Annotated in this window: 20 protein-coding genes; 12 read left to right on the forward strand and 8 right to left on the reverse strand. The window is 32.5% G+C overall.

Annotation, left to right across the window (positions count from 1 at the left end):
• Positions 1–17 precede the first annotated feature (17 nt).
• From KW502_RS07165 to KW502_RS07190, 6 genes are all read right to left on the reverse strand, one after another.
• Positions 18–785, reverse strand: a complete 768-nt coding sequence (locus KW502_RS07165) for a DUF1853 family protein (RefSeq protein ID WP_219039865.1) — start codon at positions 783–785, stop codon at positions 18–20.
• Positions 786–997: 212 nt separating this feature from the next.
• Entirely contained in the window at positions 998–2626 is a 1629-nt protein-coding gene (locus tag KW502_RS07170) for a S41 family peptidase (protein ID WP_219039866.1), read from the reverse strand.
• 11 nt (positions 2627–2637) lie between these two features.
• Positions 2638–3000: a ribonuclease P protein component gene (gene rnpA / locus KW502_RS07175; protein WP_219039867.1), complete on the reverse strand. Its 363-nt coding sequence runs from the start codon at positions 2998–3000 to the stop codon at positions 2638–2640.
• A 294-nt stretch (positions 3001–3294) separates the two neighbouring features.
• Entirely contained in the window at positions 3295–5145 is a 1851-nt protein-coding gene (locus KW502_RS07180; protein ID WP_219039868.1) for a M1 family metallopeptidase, read from the reverse strand.
• Positions 5146–5239: 94 nt separating this feature from the next.
• Positions 5240–6913 (reverse strand): S8 family peptidase, encoded by a 1674-nt coding sequence (locus KW502_RS07185; protein WP_219039869.1) that lies wholly within the window; start codon positions 6911–6913, stop codon positions 5240–5242.
• A 10-nt stretch (positions 6914–6923) separates the two neighbouring features.
• On the reverse strand, positions 6924–7784 hold the full coding sequence (locus KW502_RS07190; RefSeq protein WP_219039870.1) for an MBL fold metallo-hydrolase: 861 nt from the start codon (positions 7782–7784) through the stop codon (positions 6924–6926).
• 169 nt (positions 7785–7953) lie between these two features.
• Here KW502_RS07190 and KW502_RS07195 point away from each other — a divergent pair, with 169 nt between their 5' ends.
• Positions 7954–9837 (forward strand): cation:proton antiporter, encoded by a 1884-nt coding sequence (locus tag KW502_RS07195; RefSeq protein WP_219039871.1) that lies wholly within the window; start codon positions 7954–7956, stop codon positions 9835–9837.
• Here the strand turns inward: KW502_RS07195 and KW502_RS07200 are convergent.
• Positions 9834–10595: a YebC/PmpR family DNA-binding transcriptional regulator gene (locus KW502_RS07200; RefSeq protein WP_219039872.1), complete on the reverse strand. Its 762-nt coding sequence runs from the start codon at positions 10593–10595 to the stop codon at positions 9834–9836. The genes KW502_RS07195 and KW502_RS07200 overlap by 4 nt on opposite strands.
• Before the next feature lie 109 nt (positions 10596–10704).
• Positions 10705–12501 carry a translation elongation factor 4 gene (gene lepA, locus KW502_RS07205; protein WP_219039873.1) on the reverse strand — a complete coding sequence of 599 codons (1797 nt, stop codon included), beginning with the start codon at positions 12499–12501 and terminating at the stop codon, positions 10705–10707.
• A gap of 185 nt (positions 12502–12686) precedes the next feature.
• Between lepA and KW502_RS07210 the strand changes: the two genes are divergently transcribed.
• From KW502_RS07210 to KW502_RS07260, 11 genes are all read left to right on the forward strand, one after another.
• Positions 12687–15086: an outer membrane beta-barrel family protein gene (locus tag KW502_RS07210; RefSeq protein WP_219039874.1), complete on the forward strand. Its 2400-nt coding sequence runs from the start codon at positions 12687–12689 to the stop codon at positions 15084–15086.
• Positions 15087–15270: 184 nt separating this feature from the next.
• Positions 15271–15510, forward strand: a complete 240-nt coding sequence (locus tag KW502_RS07215; protein WP_219039875.1) for a hypothetical protein — start codon at positions 15271–15273, stop codon at positions 15508–15510.
• 15 nt (positions 15511–15525) lie between these two features.
• A complete protein-coding gene (locus KW502_RS07220) occupies positions 15526–16281 on the forward strand; it encodes a GLPGLI family protein (RefSeq protein WP_219039876.1) in 756 nt (251 codons plus the stop codon).
• Positions 16282–16870: 589 nt separating this feature from the next.
• A complete protein-coding gene (locus KW502_RS07225; RefSeq protein ID WP_219039877.1) occupies positions 16871–17116 on the forward strand; it encodes a hypothetical protein in 246 nt (81 codons plus the stop codon).
• A gap of 54 nt (positions 17117–17170) precedes the next feature.
• Positions 17171–17896: a GLPGLI family protein gene (locus tag KW502_RS07230; protein WP_219039878.1), complete on the forward strand. Its 726-nt coding sequence runs from the start codon at positions 17171–17173 to the stop codon at positions 17894–17896.
• Between the two features lie 55 nt (positions 17897–17951).
• The gene (locus tag KW502_RS07235; RefSeq protein WP_219039879.1) at positions 17952–18191 is read left to right on the forward strand and encodes a hypothetical protein; all 240 of its coding nucleotides are present in this window, start codon (positions 17952–17954) and stop codon (positions 18189–18191) included.
• 100 nt (positions 18192–18291) lie between these two features.
• Positions 18292–18687, forward strand: a complete 396-nt coding sequence (locus tag KW502_RS07240) for a hypothetical protein (protein WP_219039880.1) — start codon at positions 18292–18294, stop codon at positions 18685–18687.
• Positions 18650–19018 carry a GLPGLI family protein gene (locus KW502_RS07245; RefSeq protein ID WP_219039881.1) on the forward strand — a complete coding sequence of 123 codons (369 nt, stop codon included), beginning with the start codon at positions 18650–18652 and terminating at the stop codon, positions 19016–19018. The genes KW502_RS07240 and KW502_RS07245 overlap by 38 nt, the downstream gene beginning before the upstream one ends.
• Positions 19019–19630: 612 nt before the next feature.
• Positions 19631–19849, forward strand: coding sequence for a hypothetical protein (locus tag KW502_RS07250; protein ID WP_219039882.1), 219 nt, complete (start codon positions 19631–19633; stop codon positions 19847–19849).
• Between the two features lie 69 nt (positions 19850–19918).
• Positions 19919–20629: a GLPGLI family protein gene (locus KW502_RS07255; RefSeq protein WP_219039883.1), complete on the forward strand. Its 711-nt coding sequence runs from the start codon at positions 19919–19921 to the stop codon at positions 20627–20629.
• A 113-nt stretch (positions 20630–20742) separates the two neighbouring features.
• Positions 20743–23340, forward strand: a complete 2598-nt coding sequence (locus KW502_RS07260) for a carboxypeptidase-like regulatory domain-containing protein (RefSeq protein WP_369412517.1) — start codon at positions 20743–20745, stop codon at positions 23338–23340.
• Positions 23341–23433: the final 93 nt, after the last annotated feature.

A 23433-nucleotide genomic window follows, 5' to 3' on the forward strand; every position in this document is an offset into this window, starting at 1 on the left:
TTATGCTAATCAGTTTTTTACCACCAAACAATAAAGAAACGTTCATAGGTTTGCTCGTCTTTTTTCATCCACATCAATGCGGCTTTTTGATGCTGAAGTAAATACTTCACTTCATGTAAAATTTCAGCATATGATTTCCAGTTTTGATGGTGTTGTGGTTCAACTGGCCAATCTGGTTTTTTGGGCGAATAAAATTCAAAAGAGCCATATTCTTCTTGGCTAAATTCGTTTTCGTGTAACCAATAGCCTAAAATGCAGCTGTTGTTTATCTGTTTAAATTGATGGTTTAATAATGATTTTGGCACAAATAAATTGGCTAAAAAACAAACTTGCTGCTCGGTTTTATCTAATTCAATTTTGTGTTCTTTCAGTAAAGATTTACTTTCTTTTTTATACAATAACTGTAGCTGATGCGATTTTAAACGGTCAATTTTTTTAAGCAACGTATCTTTTCGGTTGGGACCAATCCACCGGTCAAGTTCATTTTCAAAATTAAGATCGTACACATAAAATTTATAGACCAATTCGACGTGAATCGTTTGATTGGTATTTATTTCATTTAAGAAAAAATCAAATTCTCCTAGCGTTTGTTTGTCATGAATGAGCTGGAGGTTCTGAGCGATTAAATCGTAATTAGAAGATTGCCGAATGGCTTCCGCAAAAAAAAGTTCAGCACGTTTTCCTAAGACTAAATTTGGTGGAATTTCTATATTTTGCTGAAGTGAAGAAGTATTTTTAGGGAGTTGAAATTGTGTTAAACCGAATAATTTTTTGTCTTTCCACAACGGAAAAGTCGTTAAAAAACCTTGATATTGAAGTTCAAGTGCTGAAATAGAATTTTAAGTTTTTGTGGTTTATAAGATTTCTCGACTTGGCTCGAGGTGGCATCTACCGTTATCGTCATTCCGTGTTTGACACGGAATCTCATCTTGCTAAGTAAATGAATCTTGATAATGAGGTGCTGAATCAAGTTCAGCATCACGATTCGATTCTCGAATTATGAACGTCCTAAAACTTTGTTGTATTCATTTGAGTTATTCAGTATTTCTTTTGCCTTTATAATTTCAGGATTTTCCTGAATGTAGTAATCATATAATCCTTCTTGATAGAAATAACGTTTAATAATCTCATCGGTTAGTAAACTTACGATTTCTGGTTTTTTATCTTCTAAATCTTGCGTTTTAGCCTTTTCAATTTCTTTTAAAAGTCGCTCGTATTGAGTTTTTATTTCGTTATTAAAACCTTCCTCCTCAGCGGTTTTAAAAGCTTCTTTTAATTCTTTTTCAGTTTTGGTGGTGTAATCAAAATCTGATGAATTTAAGAATTTTTTAAAATCTTCGTAATCACTATCTGTAAATTTAAATTCTTTTGGGTTGCTTAACTGATGATTGTAATAATAGTTGGTCGCATAATCGAAAATGGCATTTTTCTCCATTAGCGCCTGCGTAACGCCGCTGTATTTAGAAGTTTCTAATTGAATATCTGGTAAAATACCGCCACCGTCGTAAACTTTTCTTCCGTTACGGGTAGAAAATTCGTTATAATCTTCTGCTTTGGTTCTTACCGCTTTTCCTTCTTCATCACGATTCCAGTAATCTAAGGCTTGTATACATCTTCCGCTAGGCGTGTAATAGCGAGAAATGGTAACTTTCATTTGGGTATTGTAGGTCAATTTTTTAGGTCGTTGTACCAATCCTTTTCCAAAACTTCTAGCACCAATAACTACGGCACGGTCTAAATCTTGTAAACCGCCAGAAACAATTTCACTAGCAGAAGCACTTCTACCGTTAATCAATACCGCCAACGGAATTTCTTTATCCATTGGGTCACGCTGAGTTTTGTAAGTTTTATTATACTTTTCTATAATCGATTTTGTAGTGGTAATTACTTCCTCTTTATCTACAAAAATATTGGTGGTGTTTACCGCTTCGGTTAACAAACCACCAGGATTACCACGCAGGTCTAAAATTATTTTTTGAGCTCCTTGCTCTTTTAATTTTTTGAGAGCGGTAGCCACTTCAGAAGAGGCTTTACGGGTAAATTTAGAAAGTACAATATAGCCAATATCACCATCGATCACTTTTGAATACGGAACAGCGTTAAGCTCGACAGCTTCACGTTCTAAGTTTGTCGTTTGGGTTTTTCCTTGTCGCTTAAATGTAAGTTGAACCGATGTTCCTGCCGCTCCTTTTAGCAATTCTCCTGCGTCATTTTCAAAATTAGATAAATCTACATCACCAATCTTAATAATTTCGTCTCCGGCCTTTAATCCAGCTTTATCTGCAGGATAATCTTTGTAAGGTTCTACAATGGTTATCTTATGATTTTTAGTTTCTACCGAAGCGCCGATACCGGTATATTCACCCGAATTTTGAATTCTTGCCTGTTCTACTTCTTGCTCATTCCAATAAACCGTGTAAGGATCTAGATCTGCCAACATTGCCGTGATGGCGGTATTCATTAAATCTGCCGGTGTAGTTTCATCTACATAATTCATATTGATTTCTTTAAACAGCGTGGTGAAAATCTCAATCTGTTTGGCGATTTCAAAAAAATCTGATTTATAAGAAGTCGTAGTTAAAAAAATAACCACAGCGGCAATGGGTAAAATAATGCGTTTCTTCATCTTCATTCGGTTTATTCTTGCTCTCTAAATTTAATCAATATTTTTTGAATAGATTTTTCTAACTCTGGCAGACTAAATTTTTTACGCCCCAAATAAATAAACATTAACGCGTACGGAGTTTTTTCTTCTGCTAGTAAATGTTTATTGGTACGGTAGGCTTCGCGTAATAAACGTTTTAAACGATTGCGATCTACTGCTAATTTAAAGCTGCGTTTAGGAACCGAAAAGGCAGCCAAATGATGTTTCGCGTCGTTGGTTAAGGGTAAATATACCAATTTAATAGGAAAATTTTTTACACTCCTTCCCTCTTCAAACAATTTTGAAATTACAATTTTGCTCTTTAATTTTTCAGCTTTTCCTAAGGTTTGGTTCATGTGATAAAATTCAATCTTCGAAATTTACAATAATTCTTACCAAGGCTAGTCGAAGTTTTTTTATTTCTTAGTATTTGACTTCGTAGCTTTATGTGATGCTAAAATGAGTTCAGCATAACGGTCGTAAAATAATATTGAAATTAAATAATAGTCAAAAAAAAACCTTTCAACTTAAAAGTGAAAGGTTTTTATGATGTTTTTTGGGTGTTTCCCTTCGGGTCAGGCTATTCGTTTCAATTCCTTGTTTCGCTTTGCTTCACTGCGGGATTTTCACTGCTATCCTTAACACAAAATTTATTTTTCCCAAATGTTATTGCTACGATCTATATCTGCCATAAGCTCACTAGCATCGATTTCTATTTTCTTTACGCCAGTTTTTTCAATGTCAAAACTATAGGTAGGATGACCCCAGTTCCAATCTTTAAGTTGTTTACCGTTGTTTGATTTTTCCCAACGCATCATCTCTAATGGGATGTAATATTTTTTGGTAGAATTGTCATTTAAAGTAACTTCAACTTCAATAGGCATTGGCATTTGTCCAATTCTTTCTAAAACTAATTTTGTACCCTTCCCATCTTCTTCAACAGATTTAATACTGTAATCTACAGTATTCGTGGTTCTGGTCCAGTCGTTTAAATACCAACCTAGTTGTGCACCGCTTACTTTTTCGGCTACACGAATAAAATCGTTTGGTGTTGGATGTTTAAATTTCCATTCTTGAAAGTAACGTTTTAATGTTTTTGACAAGTTTTCTTCACCAATTACATAACCTAATTGTGCTAAGAAAACAGAACCTTTACTATAAGCACCAATCCCATAACCCATATTGGTTTGGTAACGATCGGCGTGAGTAGAAAGTGGTTGCTCCTGCCCTGAGTTAGCTAAATAGTTATAACCACGGTAAGAATTGCTTAAGGGATTATCGTTATTTTTATTTAAGATTTCGTTTTCAGCCATTGTAGAAATGTAGGTGGTAAAACCTTCGTCCATCCATTCATTTTCAGATTCGTTGGTGGCTAAAACAAACTGAAACCAAGAGTGAGCAAATTCGTGAGCGGTTACACCAACTAAGCTTTCATAGCTTCTCTCGCCCGTAATTAACGTACACATCCCGTATTCCATACCACCATCACCACCTTGAATTACAGAATATTGATCGTAAGGATATTGGCCAATATGTTCATTATAATATGCTAATAATTCGGCTGTTTTTGGCTGAAATTTTTTCCAAGCGTCTTTAATTTCTTCGTTGTCTTTGTATAAGAAATGAAGCATCGTGCCATCTTCAGCCTTTAATTTATCATGAATAAATTCTGGATCTGCAGCCCAAGTAAAATCATGAACATTAGGTGCGTTAAAATGCCAAGTTAGCTTTCTTCCCTTGCGGTTTACTTTTTCACCTTCTTCTTGGTACCCATAACCAATTTCTTTAGGGTTTTGTAAGTAACCGGTACCTCCTAAAATATAATCTTTATCGATGGTAATTTTTACATCAAAATCTCCCCACACACCGTGAAATTCTCTCCCTATGTAAGGATCGGCGTGCCAACCTTCAAAATCATATTCGGCTAATTTTGGGTACCATTGCGTCATTGAAAGCGCTACTCCTTCAGCATTATTTCTACCTGAACGTCTAATTTGTACAGGCACTTGTCCTTCAAAATCCATTTCAAATTTGGTAGATTTCCCAGGAAGTAAGGGTTGATTTAATTCAACTTCTAAAACCGTTCCTACCATTTGGTAACCTAATTTTTTACCGTCTTGTTTAAGGGATTTTACATTTAAATAGCCAATTTCGTCTTCTTTAAGAATACTAATTCTACTTTCGTATTCAGGGTTTTCGCGTGTTCCTAAATTATTTACCATTCTACCATCTGGATCTTGAATGTTTTGTAAACGAGCATCCATTTGACTTCCTGGTTGAAAAGCATTAAAAAACAAATGATAGAATACTTTAGTTAAGGTATCTGGCGAATTATTGGTGTAGTTAAGTTCTTGCGTTCCGTCATATTGGTAGTTTTTTACATTCATTTCTACATCCATCTTATAATCTACTTCTTGCTGCCAATAACCAGATTGACGCTGCGCAGTTAAAGTTCCTGTTACCAATAGAGAAAATAATATACTTTGAAGTTTAAATTTCATAGTGTTTTCAAAATTTTAATTAAAAATAAAGGGCGTTCACTTTGCTAAGATAAGCCAGTTCACGCCCTTAAAAAAATACTTCTAAAAAAGAAGATTACATTTTACTCGCCATAATTAAGGCGTTATACATGTTTACCATTCTTCCTGAAACAGAAAGTTCAGCAAAAGGTCTAATGTCATCAGAGCTACCTCCAACCATTACTTTTTGAGGAGAAGCTAATCCACTTTTCATAAGTACTTGCTTCACTTCTGCTGCACTTAATTTTGGATATAAAGAACGAATCATAGCCGCAACACCTGCTACTGCTGGAGAGGCCATAGAAGTTCCCTGTAAAAACTCATATTCATCGTTTGGAGTGGTAGACCAAATTTGAGTACCTGGTGCAAAAACATCTACATTAGTTTGACCGTAGTTAGAAAATCTAGCTACTAAGTCTGAACCATAATCAAAATTTGAAGCGCCAACGGTTAAGAAGTTATCTGCAATTTCTTCATCGTTATCTGGAGTTTGATCGTTAGGATAAATACGAGTAGCATCCATATCTAAGGCATCGTTACCAGCAGCATTAACGATAAGTACATCTTTTTTAGCTGCATATTTAATAGCATCGATTACCCATTCTGGATGTGGAGAGTAATACTTACCAAAACTCGTGTTAATTACTTTGGCACCATTATCTACGGCATATCGTATACCTAAAGCAATATCTTTATCATATTCATCACCATCAGGTACCGCTCTTATAGCCATAATTTCTACATTATTGGCTACTCCATTCATTCCGATACCATTATTGCGTTCTGCAGCAATAATACCAGCTACGTGCGTACCGTGTTTAACATCTTCTTTTTTGGGATCTGGACCACTAACTTGATTGTTACCATAATTAGTATCGGTTATATCATCTGGATCGTCTCCAGTTTTTCTACCGTCTAATTGCATATTAAGGTGAGAATCTAATCTTCCTTGGTAATAATCTACCGCTCCTTCAATTTGAGAAGCTACTGCATTTAGATCTTCACCACCATTACTCATGATGTTTAAAAGAAGCGCTTTGTATTGTTGAAGTGTAGTTTCTTCAGCTTCCATCGCTTGTAATTCTTCTAGAGAAAAGTCTTCTTTTCCTAATTTTTCAGCTATAGCATTTTTAGCTGTATTAATTTGCTCAATTAATTGCTTATAGCGATTTAAGTTTCTTGAAATATCGCTATACTCTTTGTTATACTCTTCATTTGCTTTTTCGTAAAGAGCAAATTCTTCTTTGTTTTCTGCACTAATTTCTGAAGCAGATTTACCTTCGTATTTAGGCTTTAATTTTCTTAAGATTCTAACGTACTCTAAGTTTTCTGCAACTGTATTTCCTAAGAAGTTCCACCCGTGAACATCATCGATGTAACCATTATCATCATCATCAATTCCGTTTCCTGGAATTTCATCTTCATTAGTCCAGATGATATTTTTTAGGTCTTCATGATCAATATCTACACCACTATCTAAGACAGCAACAATAACTGTTTCGCCTTTAAAATCTTTAATAATTTCATCATAAGCTTTCTTTACGCTCATGCCAGGAATAGTATCGGTAACTAAATCTGTTGCTCCCCAACCTTCTAATTGAGTTTCTGTAAGGGCAGCATTTTTTAAGGGTTGCTGATCTATATTTTCTATTGGGGTTGAAGTAATTGCAGGACCAGTGGTGCCACAACTTACGGCAAATACTGCAGCTAGAGCCGCTGCTAAAGTAGGTTTAATAAATGCTCTTTTCATTTAGGATAAATTATGAATTAAATAATTCGTTAAAAGTAAAGGTTTTGTCTAATCGAACTCCTTTTTCAGTTCTTTTTACAGTAATAATTTCGTGATGTGCATCATGCTCTAAAAACAAATAGAAGCCTTCGTCTGCAGCTTTTTCTAAAAAGGCCTCTTTTTCACCTAAGGTTAATAAAGGTCTAGTGTCAAAACCCATGACATAGGGTAATGGAATATGACCTACAGTAGGTAATAAATCTGCCATAAAAACTAAGGTTTTTTCTTGATAAGTGATATGCGGAATCATTTGTTTATCGGTATGACCGTCTACAAATAATACACCAAAGTTAAGATGTGTGTAAAAATGAGAACCTTTATCACGATCTAAAAAGTGAAGTTGCCCACTTTCTTCCATAGGAAGTAGATTTTCTTTTAAGAAGGAAGCTTTTTCTCTAGCATTAGGGTGAATGGCCCAATCCCAATGTTCTTTATTGGTCCAGAATTTTGCATTTTTAAAAGCAGGTTCATAACCTGTTTTGTTTTTATTCCATTGAATGCTTCCTCCGCAATGATCAAAATGTAAATGGGTTAAAAAGACATCGGTAATATCATCTTTATGAAATCCTAATTTTTTTAGGGATGAATCTAAACTAAAATCTCCCCAACGATGGTAGTAACTAAAAAACTTTTCACTTTGTTTATCACCTAAACCATTATCAATTAAAGTAAGCTGATTTCCATCTTCAATAAGCAGACAACGTGCACCAATATCAATCATATTATTGCTATCTGCAGGGTTAGTTCTGCTCCATAAGCTCTTAGGCACCACCCCAAACATTGCTCCGCCATCTAATTTAAAATTTCCGGCTTCAATGGGATATAAAGTCATAATTAGTAATTTAATTGAAAAATTGCTTCGAAAATAAGAAATTACAAGTTTCTATGCTAAGTATTACCTATGATTTAACGATTAGCAGAGTGATATTTAGTTGCAAACTAATTTTGCAACAAGTGTTTTTTATCGTTAAAAATCTTATTTTGCAGAAAAAACTGTCCTTATGTTAGAATTAGCAGGAATAATTATATTAGGAATTTTAGCTCAATGGGTTGCTTGGAAATTTAAAATTCCTGCAATTTTACCTTTAATCTTAATTGGCTTAGCTGTAGGGCCATTGGCTACGTTTTATACCGAAGATGGTTCAAAATTAATTGAACCTATATGGAATGGCGATACGGGTTTATTCCCTGGAGAGAGTTTGTTTTATTTCGTGTCGTTAGCCATTAGTATTATTCTTTTTGAGGGCGGACTAACGCTACGCAGAGGGGAAGTTTTAAATGTAGGACCCGTAATTGTAAAATTAATAACCATTGCGGTTGTTGTTACCTTTTTTGGTGCTGGTGTTGCTGCACACTTTATTTTTGATCTTTCTTGGCAAATTTCATTTCTTTTCGCTGCTTTAATTATCGTAACTGGACCTACGGTAATTACACCAATTTTGAGAAATATTCCTCTGAAGAAAGATGTATCTGCAATTTTAAAATGGGAAGGAATTCTTATAGATCCTATTGGGGCTTTGGTAGCGGTATTGGTTTTTGAATTTATTAGTGCCGGTGAAGGTCATGAGTTTACGCAAACTGCCATGGCTGAGTTTGGTAAAATTGTTTTATTTGGTTTTACCTTTGGTTTTACTTTTGCTCACGCTTTAGGATTTTGTATTAAGAAAAATATTATACCACATTATTTATTAAATGTCTTTACACTCGCTACCGTATTGGGTGTTTTTGTATTGGCAGATTTATTTGCACACGAAAGCGGATTATTAGCTGTTGTGGTGATGGGAATGGTGTTAGGAAATATTAATCTTCCTAATATTAAAGAACTGCTTTACTTCAAAGAATCGTTGAGTGTTTTGTTAATCTCAATTCTATTCATTTTGCTTTCGGCAAATATTAATATAGAAGATTTATTACTTATCTATAATTGGAATGCTTTACTCTTATTTGCAGCAGTGGTATTTTTGGTTAGACCTTTGGGCGTGTTCGTGAGTAGTATTAATTCTTCTTTAAAATTTAGAGAGAAACTATTTATTAGTTGGGTAGGACCGCGTGGTATTGTTGCTGCAGGTATTGCTTCACTTTTTGGGTTAAAACTGGCTAGTCAAGGAATTCCTGGCGCAGAATATATTACACCTTTAGTGTTTATGATTGTATTAGGTACTGTATTATTGAATGCTACTACCGCTAGAGGTTTTGCAAAATTGGTAGGAGTATTTTTAACCAGTTCTGAAGGAATTTTAATTATAGGAGCTTCTTCAATCTCACGTTTAATAGGTACTTATCTAAATAAAAATAACCGACATGTAGTTTTGGTTGATAATAACCGAACTAATATTAGAAAAGCAAAAGAATTAGGCTTAGAAGCAATTGAAGGCAGTGTTTATTCTGATGATTTAGGGAATAATATAGAATTAAATGATGTAGGTTATTTAATGGCTTTAACTGGAAACTCCGAGATTAATAAAATGGCAATTTCTAAGCTGCAAAAGCATTTTGGTGAAAACGGATCTTTTAGAGTGGTTTCTGCTGATGAGATGTCTGACCCTGAAAACAATCCACAAGAAGGTTTATTTTCTCATACCGATGATTTTATAAAGCTTACAGAAGTGGCAAGAAAACATCCAACCATTCAAGAAATTCAGCTTAATTCTCAAGAACATTATAGCGGTTTAATAGAGATTACCAAAACAGATGATGAAATTATTCCTTTATTTGTAAAAGATAATGAGGGAGATTTAAGTATTATTCCTTCTAACAGTCAAGAAGTAGAAATTGAAGAAGGTTATTTATTAGTTTATTTAGGAAAAACTATTGAGACAGATAAAATTAATGAAAGTACAGATTTAGAAGAAACAGTATCTGACGATGAAGAAGATAAGAGTTAATCTTTTTCATCTAAAGCATCTGCAAGTTCATCTGTCATGGCTAAGGTGTGAAATACGTTTTGTACATCATCATCATCTTCAAACTTATCTATAAGGTTCATGATTTTTTTAGCTTCATCTAACTCCAGCTCATTGGTTGAAGTAGGAACGCGTTGGATTTCAGAATTTTTAACTTGAATATTTAGGTTTTCGAGGTTTTCTCCCATTTTTCCATAATTAGTAAAATTGGTATAAATGGTCACGTAGTTATCACTTTCTTCAAAATCTTCAGCCCCACCTTCTATTAATTGCAATTCTAATTCTTCTAGAGGAATTTTAAATTTACCCCTCTCAATTGTAAACACTCCTTTTTTATCAAATAAAAATTCTAACGAGCCATTGGTGCCTAGGCTTCCTCCATTTTTAGAAAAAATAGAACGTACAGCAGCGACGGTTCTATTAGAATTATCTGTCTTACATTCTACAAAAATAGCAATTCCGCAGGGACCATAACCTTCAAAAGTGACGGTTTCATAGTTGTCAGCATCGTCACCACTTGCTTTTTTAATGGCTCGCTCGATTGTGTCTTTAGGCATATTTACACCTTTTGCATTGGCGATGGCGTTTCTTAAACTAGGGTTAGTTTCTGCATCTGAACCTCCGCCCTCTTTCACCGCAATTGTAATATCTTTAATTGCACGAGTAAATTGTTTTGCTCTTTTTTTGTCTTGGGCTCCTTTGCGATGTTTTATATTTGCCCACTTACTGTGTCCAGCCATTTGTCAATTTCATTTAGTTCAACAAAAACTTAAAAAATTTATTTGAAACCTCAAAATTGAAAAAGTAACTCATTAAAAAAGCCTCTGAATTTTCAGAGGCTTTTTGTTTTTAATCGTTAAGTTTTAATACCGCCATAAAGGCTTCTTGTGGTATTTCTACGTTACCTACGGCACGCATTCTTTTCTTTCCTTTTTTCTGTTTCTCTAGCAATTTACGTTTACGAGATATATCACCACCATAACATTTTGCGGTTACATCTTTACGTAAAGCTTTTACGGTTTCACGCGCTATAATTTTGGCGCCAATCGCTGCTTGAATAGGAATATCAAACTGCTGACGTGGAATAAGTTCTTTTAACTTTTCACACATTTTCTTACCAATATCGTAAGCATTGTCTACGTGTAATAAGGCTGAAAGTGCATCTACGTTACTTCCGTTAAGTAAAACATCTACTTTTACTAATTTCGATTCTTGCAGGCCGATTGGTGAATAATCGAAAGAGGCGTAACCTTTAGAAACTGTTTTTAAACGATCATAAAAATCGAATACAATTTCAGCTAAAGGCATATTAAAGGTTAATTCAACTCGTTCTGGAGTTAAGTAAGTTTGATTTATAATCTCTCCTCTTTTCTCAATACAAAGTGACATCACTGGCCCAACAAAATCTGATTTTGTGATAATGGTTGCTTTAATAAAAGGCTCTTCTACGCGGTCTAATTTGGAAGGTTCAGGTAAATCTGATGGGTTGTTTACCAAAATTACCTCATTAGGTTCTTTATTGCTAAATGCGTGGTAAGATACGTTAGGCACCGTAGTAATTACCGTCATATCAAATTCACGTTCTAATCGTTCTTGAATAATTTCTAAGTGAAGCATCCCTAAGAAACCACAACGAAATCCAAAACCTAAAGCAGCAGAACTTTCTGGCTGAAATACTAAAGAAGCATCATTTAGTTGAAGTTTTTCCATACAAGATCTTAGCTCTTCGTAATCTTCTGTATCTACCGGGTAAATACCAGCAAAAACCATTGGTTTTACATCTTCAAAACCTGCTACGGCCTCGGTAGTTGGGTTTTCAAAATCGGTTATCGTATCACCCACTTTTACTTCACGAGCATCTTTAATACCAGTGATAAGATAACCTACATCTCCGGTTTTAATTTCTTTCTGCGGAAATTGTTTCAGTTTTAAAGTTCCAACTTCGTCTGCAGAATAACTCTTACCCGTATTTACGAATTTAATTTTTTGTCCTTTTTTAATACTCCCGTTAATAACACGAAAGAATGTTTCTACTCCTCTAAAAGGGTTATAGACTGAGTCAAAAATTAAGGCTCTTAGTGGCGCATCAATTTTACCACTTGGGGCAGGAACTTTATCGATAATTGCGGTTAGAATTTCTTCTATTCCAAGCCCAGTTTTTGCACTAGCAGGAATTACTTCAGAAGCATCACATCCTAACAAATCTACAATATCGTCTGTAACTTCTTCAGGACTTGCGCTTGGCAAATCTACTTTATTAAGCACAGGAATAATTTCTAGATCGTTCTCTAAAGCTAAATATAAATTAGAAATGGTTTGAGCTTGTATGCTTTGAGCGGCATCGACGACCAATAAAGCTCCTTCACAGGCAGCAATAGATCTAGAAACTTCATAAGAAAAATCTACGTGACCGGGAGTGTCAATTAAGTTTAAAACATATTCTTCTCCTTTATGAATATAATTCATTTGAATGGCGTGACTTTTAATGGTGATCCCACGTTCACGCTCCAAATCCATACTATCTAGTAGTTGCTCTTGCTTTTCTCTTTCGGTTACAGATCCTGTAAAATCTAAAAGTCTATCTGCCAAGGTACTTTTACCATGATCAATATGGGCGATGATGCAAAAATTTCTAATGTGCTTCATATATCATTTTCAGTATTTTGTACTGATATTAAACAATTTAGAGCTTTTATAAATAATAATTTTATTAGCTTTGAATATCAATACATTTCTGCAAATATAGTTTTTTTGAAATCTAAACAAGAAGTATCTAAAAGCTATATGATTATTAAGTACAAAATTGTTGAATCTTATAAAGTTTAAATCATTTGAAATTAGGCTTACTTACATTTGTTTCATTAATTTTCCCTTGCCTTATTTTTAGTCAATACACTGTTTCTGGTAAAGTGTTAGATAAGAATGACGTTGGTATTTCATATGCAAATGTGTTATTATTAAAGCAAAAAGATTCTACGGTAGTAGATGCAAGAATTTCAGAAGAAAAGGGATATTTTATATTTGAAGCGGTTCCTCCAGATTATTATTTTTTGAAAGTATCTTTTGTAGGCTATAAAAGCAGCTTTCAAAAGTTTAATTTAGCTAAGGATATGGTTTTGCCTAAAATAGTGCTACTACCAGAGACTGAAAATTTAGATGAAGTAACTCTTACTACTAAGCTACCTAAAATTAGAAGAGCTGCTGATAGAATTATTTTTGATATTGAAAACACTAGTATTTCTAGTGGTAGTACTTGGGATGCTTTAAAAATGGCTCCGGGGGTAATTATTATTCAAGACGAATTAAAAATAAGAAACACGACAGCATCCATTTATATTAATGAGAAAAAAGTAAATCTAACTTCATCAGAGCTGAAACAATTGTTAGCGAGTTTTTCAGCAGAAAATGTCAAACAAATTGAAATATTAAGAAATCCTTCTGCTAAATATGATGCAGGAGATGGAGCTATTATAAATATTATGACTACAAAAATGTTAGTACCTGGTTATAAAGCTAATATTAATACCAACTATACACAAGGTATATATGCCAAATACAATATAGGTTCTAGTCATTATTACAAAAACGATAAATTTCATATTTTATTTAACTATAACTATGCTCCTGCAAAAAGACTTAAGCAAGATAAAAGTTATGTAAATTTTATTCGTAATGATGAAGTTTTTAATCGTTGGCGTACAAATTTTAATAAGGTTACTCGAGAAAATAGTCACCAAAGTAATATCATTATAGATTTTGATTTGAATGAGAAACAAAAAATTAGTTTGAATGCAAATGGTATTTATTCCCCTAGAAAAAGAAGTCAAATCAATGCTAAATCTAATGCATATTCAACAAAATTTAAGTTAGATTCTATATTTACTACCAATAGTAAATTAACTAATAACTTAACCAATATAGGTTATGATTTAGGATATATCTATCAATACAATAAAAATACAAAGTTAGCTTTAAATCTACACTCTACTTATTATGATAATGATGTAGACCAATTTATATTTACCGATTATTACACAAATCAAAATCAGCTATTAGATGAGCATAATTTAGCGAGCCAATCTTCACAGAAAATAAATATTTATGCGGGTCAGCTAGATTTTGAAACTACTTTAGGAGCATACCAATTTTTATCAGGTCTAAAGCATTCTAACATCAATTCTTCAAGTTCTACGTATTTCTATGAATTAGAAAGTGATGTTGCAGCTATAGCAAATACTAACTTATTAAATGTTTTTCATTATGATGAAGCAATATACGCGGGTTACATTTCTTTAACTAGAGCATGGCAAAAATTAACCGCAAAAGTTGGTTTACGAGTAGAACACACTAATAGAATAGGAAAATCTTTAGGTTTAAATCTTTCTAACAGCAGAAAGTATACAGAACCTTTTCCTAGTTTAAATGTAGGCTATCAACTTTCAGAAAATCATAACTTTTCATTTAATTACGGTCGAAAAATTAACCGACCAAAATATGAAAGCTTAAATCCATTTATATATTTTATTACCGAAAATAGTTTTCAAACGGGCAATTCCAATTTAAGAGCATCCATTAGTAATGAATTCAATTTAAATTATACGTTTAAAGATAAATATTCTTTTGATTTCTATTATCGCGATAATGGAAAAAACATGGCAAGCATAATTTTTCAAAACAATGATTATCTTTATTTAAGAAATAGAAAAGTAAATGTATTAGCAAGTAAATCTTACGGGATAGATTTTTTTCATGGTCGCTCAATAAAACCTTGGTGGTATGCGCAAGCCATACTTTCTGGGTTTCATGAAGAAGAGACTTTTTTAGCTGAAGAGAGTAATATGGTTCATGTAACTAATAAGGTTAGAGGTTTTTACGCTTCAATATATAATTCGCTTACACTTTCTAAAGAAAAAGCATTAACGGGGCATGTAAATTTTCTATACATTTCAGATTTTATTCTAGGCTCCTATCAAGTAGGAGATCAATTAAACCTATCTTTTGGAATAAGAAAAAAAATTTGGAAAGAAAGAGCAGAGTTTTCTCTTTTTGTTGCAGACTTATTTAATGAATATTCAACCAAATTAACTTCAACTTACCTTAATCAAGACAATGGTTTTTATGCCTTACCTGAAAATAGATTTATACGATTTGGTTTTAAATATAATTTCGGGAACATAGGTTTAAAAGAGAATAACCGATCTATGGATGCAGAAGAAAGAGAACGGTTGTGATAATTAATAAGTCAAAATCAATGAAGCATATTTTTATTAGGCTAAACCGTTTTTTTTTTACTTTCGGAGAAACAACTTTTATGCCGAAGAAACGATGTTTATAGGCTGCACAACCTAAACTTATAAATGTGCATATATTTTGTACAAATGACCTTATAACGATAAGGTCATAAATTTTAAAATGATGAAAAAATTATTATTATTAACCTTTTTGTTTTCCGGGTTTTCTTTTAGCAGTTTAAATGCGAATACGTATAGATTACAAATCCAAAATAACAATTGTGCAAACTATGCTTGGAATGCTGCTTCGGATTTTTGTGCTAAAAGAGATCAAGGTTGTACTGATTATGAATATTGGGCTATGACTGATACTGCTTATAGAATATGTTCAAGTTTAAAGTTAAATCCATCTTTAACGCCATAACAAAGCATTTTAAAAATGAGATATTTAATTTTAATCTTTTTCAGTTTTGTAATAAGCCATTCTTTTGCACAAACTAATTTTGAGGCTACTTATCAAATTAAATTTGATAATGAAAAGTTGAAGAATTTATACAAAGAAGAAAGTAGTAGAGATGCTATGCAATATAATATGCTCTTTAAAACTATGATAAAAAGTGCTGAAAGTTTGGATTACAAAATTTTATTCAATTCATCTAATGCTGTTTTTGAACCTACCGAGACTCTAACAGTCAAAAAAAATAAAGGATTAAATTTTGGATCGGGTATTTTGACAACAATTGATGCGGAAGCTAAAATTTTCACTTCAACTGAATGCAATGAATACTACAAAAAAATTGATGCAGGAGGTGTCAAAGCTTTGGTTCTATACCCATTTAAAAATTTTAATTGGAAGTTGACAAACCAAAATAAAGTTTTAAATGGTTTAAAGATTTTCAAAGCTAATACCGAATTAAATAGAAATAATAGAGTAATCTTAATTGAAGCTTGGTATTGTAAAGATTTACCATACAGTTATGGCCCTGTTATGTTTAATGGTTTACCTGGGTTGATAGTGCAGGTTACTATTGAGGAGAAATCCAAGAATAGTTTAAAATATACCTTTTCAATGGAATCTATCAAAAAAACTAGTAAAGCTGTTGAAAAAGCTCCAAAGGAAACCTATAAAATTATTTCTGAAAGAGAATTAAATGAAATTTTTGCTAAAATGAATTCGAATTTTAATCCACATTAATTATAGAATATTTTAAATAGAAAGTTATTGCTAATCCTGTTTTTCCTAACAGGATTTTCTTCTCTTTCAGCCCAAGAAATAAAGTTAGAAAGAAAGGTGTTAGACAGTAAGCAAAACCTAATATTAAATACCAATCTAATAGCTACACCACTAATGGAAAGCCAAGATATCACTTTTGCCATTATCGACATTAAAGGGCGATACAAGTTAAATTTTAAGACCAAAACTTATTCGATTTAATAGTTAATACAAAGGTTTATATATCAATAGTTTAAATAAATATCGCTAAAATAATAAATAGACCAAACCCGATAAAATCTATTTTTATTAGGCTAAACCGTTTTTTTTTTTTTTACTTTCGGAGAAACAACTTTTAAATATATGATGTTCTAGCTACTAAAAAAGAGAAGCTCCAAAAAACTTGGAGCCCTCTATAACCAAATGGTATAAAACCGTATGATTAGTTTGCACTACAAACGTACAACTTTTATGCCGAAAAAACGACACGAATAGGCTGCACAACCTAGATTTATAAGTGTGCATAATTTTATACAACCGACCTTATTAAAATAAGGTCATAAATTTTAAAATGATGAAAAAATTATTCATGTCATTTGCTTTTATAGCAGTGTTTTTTTCTAGTCAAGCTACTAATATAATTACTCAAAGAAATTGCTCAAATGAAGCAATTGTAGCTTATGATGTTATATTTGCTTTGACTGGCAACATGGCAGTAGCATTTCAGGCTGCAGATAATACTTATAATTCTTGTATTGATGATGGCGGTTCAGAAGGTGGTGTAGTACGAGAGTTAGATAATAGTTTGCAACCATAATAATTTGTAGAATTTTTAAGCTGGAAAAATTTTCCAGCTTTTATCTATTTTTCGATGAAAAAAATTTTCACTTTAATTACTATCATTTCTGTAACGTTAATGAATACCTATTCTCAATCAGGGACTATTACGTACAAAGCGGAGATAGATAATAATATAGAAAAATTTGTAAATGATATTACAGACCCAATACGCAAAAGCTATAGTCAAAAATTTATAAGCAATCTAAAAAAAAGCGCACCTTATCTAAATTTTACATTAAATTTTAATGAGCAAGAATCACTTTTTACCGGTAAGCAAGTCATGTTAAATGATAATGGTGTCGATTTAAATATGGCATATGGTGCCTTTAGTGCAGATGGCACATTTTATAGCAACAAGTATGATGAAATGATTTTTTGGCAGCGACAGCTTTCAGGAAAAGAATATAGGGTGCAAATGAATGCTTGCAGAGATTGGAAGATCACCAATGAAAGTAAAATAATAAAAGGGTATAAATGTTTAAAAGCAACTACGAGTACCATAATTAATAATGAAAATTTGATAACGACTGCTTGGTTCTGTCCAACTCTAGGTTACCAGTTTGGTCCGAAAGGTTTTGAAGGTCTACCTGGGTTAATTTTGGAATTAAATTATCTTAATCGATTTAGATTTTATGCAAATAAAATTATTATTAAAAGTAAATATCAGAAAATAGTAAAACCTCAAGAGGGAAAGTTAATTACAGCAAAAAAGTTTGAAGAAATTATTAAAAAACAAATGGGGTTTTTTCAAGACTGAATTTATTCAATATCATCTTCGCTTAAAATTATAGTTGCTCATAATTTTTAAAATAATGAAAAAATTATTAATCTTAACCGTTTTTTTTGCTGGATTTTCTTTTAGCAGTTTAGATGCTAAGACCTTACAAACTGATTGTCATTCGTATGCCCAAAATGCATGTGTTGAAGAATCCCAAGCTTTGGGATATCAAATGTCTTTTAGCGAATATCAACAAGCATATGCTTTTTATTATAATGGCTGTGTTGATTCTGGTGGTAGTATTAATGATCCAATATTTGTACTTACCCCTTAAGCATATTATAATATTAAATTAAAAAAGATCTTCATTTACTAATAAAGACTTTTAGTAAATGAAGATCTTTTTTAATATTTAAGAACTTTAAAGTTTATAAATGAGGATAATTTTAAGCATATTATTTTTTGCGATTTTTACTGTCTGTTCTTCCCAAGAAAAACCTATTCATAAAAATATTTTGATAGTTTATGGAAAGAAGATAGTAACTAATAATAAAAAAAATATAAAAGATCAGCGTGTTAGATATTCTATAAATTCAATCAAAAAATCCTTTGAATATCTAGAATACGAATTAATTATTAAAGATGATATATCTCAATTTTCTTTAATTCCATTTATGGATAATGAAGGTATAAACATCAATAAGCGTGCTATAAGCGCAGGTGGAGGTGAGAGTATATATTTTACTGAAAAAAATAAAGATTCTTTATATCATCAAATGAATGAATTATTTGGTGAAATCTACACAGTTAGATATCCAAAAAAGGTATGAATGGAAAATTATTGATGAGAAAAAAATTATCAATGGATATAATTGCATTAAAGCGGAAGCTATTGAGGTAACTAATGATTTTAGAGGAAAATTTGAAAATAAGATTACCTGTTGGTTTACAACAGAATTACCAAGTGGATTTGGACCAGCAGATTTTGTAGGGTTACCAGGATTGGTAATACGAGCACAAAAGGGAAATATAATATTTTATGTTAAAAATATATATGATAAGAGTTTAAGTTTCAAATATAAAAGAATGCAAAACTCTATTACAAAAAAGCAAATAACAGAAATATTTAATAATGGAATGAATAATTATTTTAATGATTAAAAAAATAAAAGTTTTTATTCTATTTATATTTTTAACAGGATTTTCTTCTCTTTCTGCCCAAGAAATAAAGTTAGAAGGTAAGGTGTTAGACAGTAAGCAAAACCTAATATTAAATACCAATCTAATAGCTACACCACTAACAGAATGCAAAACATCGCTTTTGCGATTATCGACATTCAGGGGGCGGTACAAGTTAACTATTAAATCGAAAACCATATTGGATTTAATAGTTAATACAAAAGTCTATATACTTATAGTTTAAATAAATATCGTTAAAACAACAAACCGACCAAAATCAATAATAACCGATAAAATATATTTTTATTAGGCTAAACCGTTTTTTTTTTTTTACTTTCGGAAAACAACTTTTAAATAAATGATGTTCTAGCTACTAAAAAAAGAGAAGCTCCAAAAAATTTGAAGCCCTCTATAACCACATGGCATAACACCGTAGGTTTAACTTGCATAACAAATGTACAACTTTTATGCCGAAGAAACGATGTTTATAGGCTGCACAACCTAAACTTATAAGTGTGCATAATTTTGTACAACCGACCTTATTAAGATAAGGTCATAACTTTTAAAATGATGAAAAAATTATTAATCTTAACCGTGTTATTTACTGGGTTTTCGTTTACAAATAGTATTGCAAATAATTCCAAAGAAGAATTATCAACAGATTGCGTTCGATTAGCAATGGATGTTCATGATTCTTGGACATCACAGGGATTTAGTGATCGTTATGCAAGCGGAAAGGCTGATGATGCTTACAATGATTGTGTAAATCACGCAACTACACCTCAGACACCAGAACTTGTATTACAACCATAAATTTTTAAATATGTAATTTATAGCCTGGTTTAGATCTAAATCAGGCTATATTATATAAATGAGATAATAATGAAGAAAATTAAAATTTTTGTTTGCTTGTTTCTATTAATAAGCTCTTTTATTAATGCCCAAAACATATCTGTTACTTATAAAGAAACGATGGTAAAAAATCCAATTGATACTTCTAATATAGATCCAGGGGATTATAAAATGGTCATGTTTAAAGAAATGGAAAAAGTTAAGAATGCAGTAAAAAATGTATCTTATTCATTAAAGGCCAATCAGACCGAATGTTTGTTTGAAGTATTTAATTTTATGGAAAACGACGGCAATAAAAGTTTAGAAAATGCCATTTTAGCTTCTTCAGCAGATGGTAAGTTTTACAGTAATAAACTAGACCAACTTTATTTTTGGCAGGTGAACAATGGTAGTAAATACTATAGAATATTAAATACTGATAAAATAGAAGGATGGAAAATTACTAAGCAGTCAAAAAAAATAGGAAAGTACATTTGTTATAAAGCTACAAATAAAATTTTATTAAATAACAAATTACCTATAGAGGTAATTGCTTGGTTTACTCCAGAAGTTCCTTATTCATTTGGTCCGAAAGGCTACGGAGGCTTACCCGGATTAATTATAGCTCTAAATGAAAGAGGTTTTTACTTTTACGCTGAAAAAATAAAATTTCACGATTCCAAATTAAATATTGATAAACCTCAAAAGGGCAAGCTGGTAACTCCAGATGAATATGATGATCAGACTCAAATAGGTTTTTAAATAAAATTTCTAATATCACAATAACTCAACACCATAAAACATTTCTCCTAATCCTGTTCTTCCTAACAGGATTTTCTTCTCTATCTGCCCAAGAAATAAAGTTAGAAGGCAAGGTGCTCGATAGTACGCAAAACCCAATCCCGTACACCAATCTTATCGCAACGCCATTAACTGAGAGACAAGATATCACTTTTGCCATTACCGATGTTCAAGGACGATACAAACTAAAGTTGGTAGAAGCCGTAAGTTACCAATTAGAAATTACCCATATGGGCTTTTCTAAAGTAACCGATACGGTAAAATTCACTGCAAACAGTCAAAAAGATTATTTCTTACAAAAAAGCACCGAGAGTTTAGAAGAGGTGATTATTAAACAAGAAATGGCGGTCATTGTAAAAGAAGATACCATTACCTACCGTACAGATCAGTTTAAAACGGGTGAAGAGCGTAAGTTGCGAGAAGTCTTAAAAAAACTGCCCGGCGTAGAAGTAGACCGGGAAGGTAATGTTACCGTAAACGGTAAAAAAGTGACTAAACTCATGGTCGAAGGTAAAACCTTTTTTACCGGCGATACCAAATTGGGTGTCAATAATATTCCGGCAGATGCGGTCGATGAGGTCGAAGCGCTCGATAATTATAACGAAGTCGGTTTTTTAAAAGGCCTAAGCGATAGCGACCAAATGGCACTCAACATTAAATTAAAAGAAGGCAAAAAGAAATTTTTATTTGGCGATCTCGAAGCCGGTGGCGGTATCGAAGATCGTTACCTCATTCATCCTACCTTATTTTATTATAGTCCCAAAACGGCAGTTAATGTAATTGCAGATTTTAATAACATTGGTAAAAAGAGTTTTACCATGCAAGATTACATTAATTTTGAAGGTGGTTATGCCGCTATGCTAGATGGTTCTACCAGTTTTGGCGATGTTTATAGTAGCGATTTCGCTCAGTTTTTAAATCAGCAAGATTTTGTATATCAAAAAAACGATTTTGGAGCCGGGAGTGTTTCACAACAAATTAACCCTAAACTTCGCTTAGAAGCATTTTCTATTGTTAATAAAGGGAAAACCCAAACCAGAACCACCAACAGCCTTACGTATGTAGCAGAAGATAATCTCGATGAGTTTAGAGAAACCACCCAAGAAAACACAATGTTGTTCAGTTTAAATAAACTCAAGTTGCGCTACCAACCCGACGATGAAAACGATTTGGCGTACGAGGCCTTTATAAAAACCTCTAATGGAGATGCTTACCAAAACCTAAATTCATTGACGACGATCGATACCACGCTTACGCAAATAAATCAGCAACCAAAAAATGTTTCAGTAAATCAAGAAGTACGCTATAACAAACAGTTTTCTTACGAGCATACCTCTACCTTAATTGCCAATTATAAGTACAGCGATCAAGAAACCGATAACGATTGGTTATTTAACCAACCAATTTTTACTAATTTAATCCCCTTTCAGCAAGACGGTAATTTTTTTAATTTATTACAACAAACCGCTACGCAAAAGCACCAAGCTACGTTAGACTTAAAACATTATTGGGTGCTTAATAACTTCAATCATATTTATCCGCGAGTGGGTTTCACATTTTTAGACGAATCGTTTTCTACCTTAGACCAACAAATCTTACCAAACGGAAACTTCAATAGCTTTCAGCAAAATGGTTTTAATAACGATTTAAATTTTCGCTTGGTCGATAATTACATTGGGTTTCAATACAAAGCCAAAGCCGGCGATTTTATTTTTAAACCGGGAGTGATGTACCATTCTTATTTCTGGAAAGTGAATCAATTTTCAGAAGAAATCGCCAATCAGCAAAAAAGTGTCTGGTTACCGGAGTTAAATATTGAATACGAAATTTCTTCCGCAGAAAAACTAGAACTCGATTACCAATTAAAAACCAGTTTCGCCAATGCCTCGCAATATGCTAATCGATTGCGATTGGTAAGTTTTAATCAATTATATCGCGGTAACGAAAATTTAGAAAATCAGCTTTTTCATTCGGCATCTTTGCGTTACCGACAATTTAATATGTATAAAGGCATTTTTTTAAACGCCAATCTAAATTATACTAAAAGAGAACAATCGATTAGAAACACGACGCAAATCGAAGGGATCGATCAAGTAAGTACTTCAATTTATACAAGCTTACCAGAAAACACTTATGCGTTAACCGGTTCTTTAACCAAAAAAATATCCAAATACAGTTTTACTCTTCGCGGAAATATCAACTTATCCGACTATTCTAGAATTATTAACGACAATGTAAACGATTACCAATCACAAAATTACCGCTACACGCTCAAAGCTCAAACACGTTTTAAAGAATGGCCAAATTTAACTTTAGGTTGGGAGCAACGCTTTAGCAATTTTGAATCTGAAACTTTTAAAAATAACTTCACTCAAATTAATCCGTATGCCTATTTAGAGTGGGATTTTCTAAACGATTTTATTTTTAAAGCCGATTACACCTATAACTATTACGAAAACAAAAATACCAGCCAAATCAACCGATTTGATGTAGGGAATTTATCATTATATTATAACAAAGAAGATAGCCCCTGGGGTTTCGAGATCGATGTAGATAATGTGTTCGATATTCAGTATAAAAACGAATACTCATTTAATCAATTTATAGTCACCGATAGAAATATTTATTTGCAACCTAGAACTATTTTGTTCAAGCTTTCCTATAAATTGTAAAGATCAGGGCAAAGCCTGCGGCCCAGGCTATCCATTACCATCTTTTTTTGCCACTTATCAAAGCAAAAAAAGGATTTTCATTACTATCCCTTT

Source organism: Mesonia aestuariivivens (genome assembly GCF_019311235.1).
GTDB classification, from domain to species: domain Bacteria; phylum Bacteroidota; class Bacteroidia; order Flavobacteriales; family Flavobacteriaceae; genus Mesonia; species Mesonia aestuariivivens.